At 37.4% G+C, this 5,100-nt stretch carries 4 protein-coding genes and 1 pseudogene; 3 read left to right on the top strand and 2 right to left on the bottom strand.

Going from position 1 to position 5,100, the window contains the following annotated elements:
- Positions 1–68: 68 nt before the first annotated feature.
- Positions 69–296 (bottom strand): hypothetical protein, encoded by a 228-nt coding sequence (locus IQ228_RS26810; RefSeq protein ID WP_228043986.1) that lies wholly within the window; start codon positions 294–296, stop codon positions 69–71.
- A 265-nt stretch (positions 297–561) separates the two neighbouring features.
- A complete protein-coding gene (locus IQ228_RS20710) occupies positions 562–2,673 on the bottom strand; it encodes a TIGR00300 family protein (RefSeq protein ID WP_193964237.1) in 2,112 nt (703 codons plus the stop codon).
- 272 nt (positions 2,674–2,945) lie between these two features.
- Between IQ228_RS20710 and IQ228_RS20705 the strand changes: the two genes are divergently transcribed.
- The 3 genes and pseudogenes from IQ228_RS20705 to IQ228_RS20695 all read left to right on the top strand — a co-directional run.
- A complete protein-coding gene (locus IQ228_RS20705) occupies positions 2,946–3,110 on the top strand; it encodes an antitoxin family protein (protein WP_228043985.1) in 165 nt (54 codons plus the stop codon).
- A 116-nt stretch (positions 3,111–3,226) separates the two neighbouring features.
- On the top strand, positions 3,227–4,672 hold the full coding sequence (locus IQ228_RS20700; protein ID WP_096666389.1) for an AAA family ATPase: 1,446 nt from the start codon (positions 3,227–3,229) through the stop codon (positions 4,670–4,672).
- Positions 4,656–5,100 (top strand): annotated as a pseudogene (locus tag IQ228_RS20695) (hypothetical protein); the annotation flags it as partial. The gene IQ228_RS20700 and the pseudogene IQ228_RS20695, both read left to right, overlap by 17 nt.

The raw sequence follows: 5,100 nt of genomic DNA, 5'->3' as shown, positions 1-5,100 counted from the left end.
GTTAATATACAAATATTTATTTGGATCAAGACTCCACCAAATTAAAGCACAAGTATCTAAAATAACGGTCATATTTCGCCCAATTCTTCAGTTGTGGGTGTGGTGATATCTTCAAAATATTGAATTTTACCAAGTAGGGAGCTAAATAATTCTGCTGTTGAACTTTTCACACCAATATTTTCCGGTTTTGTAATTTCTATAGAGGTGATCAAAACTTGACTTTCTAAGATATTTTTAGGAATTTCAGCTAACTCGACTTTGCTATTTTTGTAGATTCCTTTCACAGTTTGTAACATAATAGACATCTCCGAAAATTAAATATGCGTGACATGAAACCTCTGTAGAGACGTTCCATGGAACGTCTCTACAATCTTTACCGGAGATGTCTAATGAATTATCTCCTTTGTTAGCGTTGTTTATATTATAACTGCTTATATTATATTCCTCTGTGTTCTCTGTGCCTCTGTGGTTCATTTAATTATTTTTTATACAAAACAAGAAAGCGGAAAAGCGGGCAAGATGCCCGCACCACAAGATAGAGAATCTTAAAGGCTGTGTTTGTTAACCTACATTAGCAACATAAGGACTGGTCAACTTATCCAATTGCTGAGTTAATAGACTGAGGAACAAACCCACATCTGTCACCACACCGACAGATTCTATTGAACCGCGATCGCTCAATTTTGTCACCACAGCCGGATTAATATCCACACAAACCATTTTCACACCTGCGGGAGTCATATTTCCCACCCCAATAGAATGCAGCATAGAAGACAGCATGAGAATCATGTCTGCACCTTGGATGATTTGGGAATATTCCTGTTGTGCTAGAATCAAGTTCATTTGGGTATCGGGTAAAGGACCATCATCCCGAATTGAACCAGCGAGGGAAAAGGGAATGTTATTTTTCACACATTCATACATCACCCCACTTTTCACCACTCCTGCTTCCACAGCTTTAGCAATGCTACCAAAACGGCGGATAGTATTAATTACTTTTAAATGATGTCTGTGTCCACCCCGCACAGCCACACCCCGCTTCATATCCACACCCAGGGAAGTTCCCAGCAGGTTTTGTTCCATGTCATGAACAGCGATCGCATTTCCGCCCAAAAGACCCTGTACATAGCCTTCTCGAACTAAGCGACAGAGATGTTCACCCCCACCTGTATGAATCACCACAGGACCTGCTGTGACAACTACTTTACCGCCGCTATCCTTAATTTTACGTAATTCCCAAGCCACTTGTTCCACAACTAATTCCACCCGTTTTTCGCTGGAAACACCGGAAGACATGAAGCTGAATTCTTGAGAATTGCGTTGTTCGCGTGATTCGGCTTTGCGGACGGTGCGAATACCCAATACATCCACAACTACTTTGTCGCCGATTTCTAAATCACGGAGGAGTTTGCATTTTGCTACTATACCATTAGCAGTTGTGGAAATAGCGATCGCCCCATCCATGCGTTGATTTTGCACCTTCAGCCATTCTCCATTTACCCGAATTTCAGTAGGATAAATCGTGCTGACATAGAAATCATCAGGAGCTACACCCGCTTGGATCACAGGTTCTAATCTAGAATCGCGCTCATCTTGGGGTAAATCAACCGCACCCAAATCAATCAACTGCGAGATAATTTCTTCCATCACTTCGTGAGATGGTGCAGATACCCTCACCTCAGCCGCAGATGTACTTTGACGTTGTTCTCCCAAGTTGAATTTGAGAACTTGGAAACTTCCCCCCATTTCCACAATTAAATCTAAAGCGCGGTTAATCAAACCTGCATCTAGCAAGTGTCCTTCCATGCGAATGACACGACTTTCTACAGATACATTAGCGTGAATTTCCTCGCCAATAGGTTCTGTCACCCGCAAAGTCAAGCATTTAGCCGCCCCACCAGCTTTGAGAAATTCCGTTAACGGGGTTTCAATAACTTGAAAACCAACTTCAGCCAAACGTGATTTTAAACCATCACTAGCTTTGTTCATAATCACGATGCTATCAACATTCACCGCATTACAAGCAAAGTTAACAGCATCAGCTTCTTCAATTGCTATCCGCTTTTCCGGTGCGACGCGCATTTCAATCACGCGGTTAGAGTAGGAATCAAACGCGCCAGGATAATACAGCAAATAACCATTTGCCAAAGGACAAAAGCAGGTATCCAGGTGATAAAAACGCTCATCCATCAACCGCAGAGAAATCACCTCAATGTCCAGCCATTTAGCCAGGTAGGGGTGAGAATCTAATTCTGACCGAAAACCATATCCAGCCCATAACCACCGCCCTTCCCGGTCTAGGAGTGCGTCACCAGCACCTTCAAAGGGGAGGTCTTTAGGAAGAGTGTATACATTATATCCATTATTTTCAAACCACTGTTGAAAATACGGTTCTTCACCTTGGCGTTCTTTATGTAGGAAGCGGCTGAGAACAACGTTCTCACCAAGGACTAAACCCGCGTTAGCACTGAATACCATATCAGGCCAGCCTTTTTGGGGAGGCACTAAATCAACAATGGCATGATCTTTAATTACATGGTATAATTTATTCCATTGTTCTACGGCGCGATCGCGTGATGACTTATGAATATTCCCTTCCATCCAAGGATTAATCACATAATCCACATCATAATGGTCAGGAGCGCACATCAAAAAACGAATTTGGGAAACCATAAAAATTTTACGAACTTCTAAAATGCTACTAATGTCTTCTGGATACAGAGTTTTGGTGATCCAATTCTGTCAAATCTGTTACTTAACCTCTACCTTTCGCTCTTGGTAGGCTTTACAAGGATATCGTTATTATTCTATTACTGCTAGGGACAATGTGAGCGGTAGGAGGGAAAAGGTTGTATTTGAATGCAATATTAACTTGTTAATTGATGGGTGACTCTGATTGTTGGCTGAACTTGCTCTACAATAATTAAATTATGGAGTTTTTTATTATGTCCCCTACTCTAAAAGCCGTCTATCGTAACGGCACATTCATTTTGGAAACAGCCTGTAATTTACCTGAAGGTTCTGAGGTGGAATTACTCATTCAATCAAGTTCTATTGTTTCACCTCCCATTTCCGATGTAGAAAGCAACAACATTTTCTCAAATCTCTAATTTCACGAATGCAGCAAAATCCGATTCCATTAAATGCACCTCATTTTACACGGGAGATGCTGCATGAAGGCTGTTAATACTAAAATGGTATTTTCTATTTGGAATATAGGCGAAAAATGAAAATCAAATTCTCAAATTTAGGCGGTATTCAAGAAACAGAGTTAGATTTGCGTTCTCTAACAGTAATTATTGGACCTAATAACTCAAATAAAACCTATATTGCCTATTCAATTTATGGTTTGTGGCAGCGTGCCGGACGAACTCTACGTATCCAAGGTAATGAAAAATTAGAGATTAAGCATCAGGAAGATGATACTTGGTCGCTTAAAATAGATAATGACTTGCTTGATTTTTTTATCAGAGATATTGAAACGACAGCAAAAAATTTTAGAAGAAAAACTTTAGAATCATTTTTTCAGGATTCTAGTCGTAAGCTTTTTTCTAAAACATCATTTGAAATGATAATTTCTCGACAAGAAGTGGAAGATGCTATCAATCAATTAATTCAGCAAGATCCATTTCCTTTGACAGATGGAACCTCCCTGAAAATCAGTCGTAAAGAGGATGTATTGATTTTTACGATTCAACCTGATGATGAGGAAATAACTACAAATCAAAGACCGAATTTTACGGGGGGTTTTCGCCAATTTAATGATAGACCTGATCTAGTGTTTATCTTTAGTGTTAAGCAACTGCTTTTTTATAATACTTTTCCATTTCCTGCTGAACGAAATGCGTTTATAAATACCTATAAGATACTGGAAACCAAAAGATATAGAATTCTTAAACAAAAACAAAGAGAGTCATTTATCAACAGTACCTCTGAAGAGACATTTGACTTAGTTAAAGAGTCAATAGATATCCGTTATCCACAACCAGTAGAAGATTTTTTAGATTTTTTATCTGATATAAACCTTCAAGAAGAAATAGAAAAAGGATATTCAAGTGATAAGAATGAATTTCAAAAGTTAGCAGATGAAATTGAAAACCAACTACAAAATAAAAACAAAACTATCTTGAAGTTTACTCACTTGGGTGGGACAGAGATAAAAGTTTTAGTGAAAACAGGTTTAGAAATTGACCTATATAACGCTTCCTCTTCTATAAAACAACTTGCACCATTACTTTTATATCTAAGATATCGTGCAAGTAAAGGTGATTTCTTGGTAATAGATGAACCAGAGATGAACTTACACCCAGAATCACAAGCAAAGTTACTTGAAGCATTATCTATTCTTGTTAATCTTGGTGTGAGAATCTTACTCACAACCCATAGTCCATATATTATGGCACATCTAGATAATTTAGTTAATGGTAATCATGAAAATCCTGAAATATTAAAACGTCAATGTTCATATTTATATCTTCAAGATGAAAGAGCATTTTTACCTATTGATCAAGTTAGCGCGTATGAAATGAAAGATAACAAATTAGTTTCATTGCATGATCCAGATTATGGTATTAGATGGGATACTTTAAGTGATGTTTCTGTAGATATTCAACAAAAGTTTTTTCAAATTTATGAAGCAGGACAAGAAAAAGCAGATGAAACAGAAGAATAATCTTGCTAAAATTCTCAAAGACAAAAAAGATAAACTCAATTGGCAAAATTTTAATTTTCTAGAAAATATGCTGGTGTTTAGTACAATGCGTACAATGCCAGGAAGAAATGCTCCACCAGAAAGTGGAGTACATTTTCGGATAACTTTAGATTCTCAAAATGATGCTATATGTATTTTATTTAAAATAGATAGAGATCATCAGAAAAATGATCCTCTAATAAGAGAGCAAACAGTAAGAAGACCAGATTATATGTCTCTTTATATTGATTCTAAATCTTGCATTTGCACTATCATTGAAATGAAAGGTACAAGTAGTGATGAATTGAAGCGCGGAATAGATCAAATTGTAAAATTGAGAGATATTTTAAAAATTTCTGATCATTTACCCACAAAACTAAAAATTAAATTTCAAGGAATTTTATTAACTC

The sequence above is a fragment of the Dolichospermum sp. LEGE 00246 genome (genome assembly GCF_015207865.1).
Classification (GTDB): domain Bacteria; phylum Cyanobacteriota; class Cyanobacteriia; order Cyanobacteriales; family Nostocaceae; genus Dolichospermum; species Dolichospermum heterosporum.
This window is presented reverse-complemented; position numbering and strand designations above follow the sequence as displayed.

Bases quoted from the DNA above. Each gene is read 5' to 3' on its own strand.
- IQ228_RS26810 (WP_228043986.1), bottom strand. From the start codon at position 296: ATGTTACAAACTGTGAAAGGAATCTACAAAAATAGCAAAGTCGAGTTA.
- IQ228_RS20710 (WP_193964237.1), bottom strand. From the start codon at position 2,673: ATGGTTTCCCAAATTCGTTTTTTGATGTGCGCTCCTGACCATTATGAT.
- IQ228_RS20705 (WP_228043985.1), top strand. From the start codon at position 2,946: ATGTCCCCTACTCTAAAAGCCGTCTATCGTAACGGCACATTCATTTTG.
- IQ228_RS20700 (WP_096666389.1), top strand. From the start codon at position 3,227: ATGAAAATCAAATTCTCAAATTTAGGCGGTATTCAAGAAACAGAGTTA.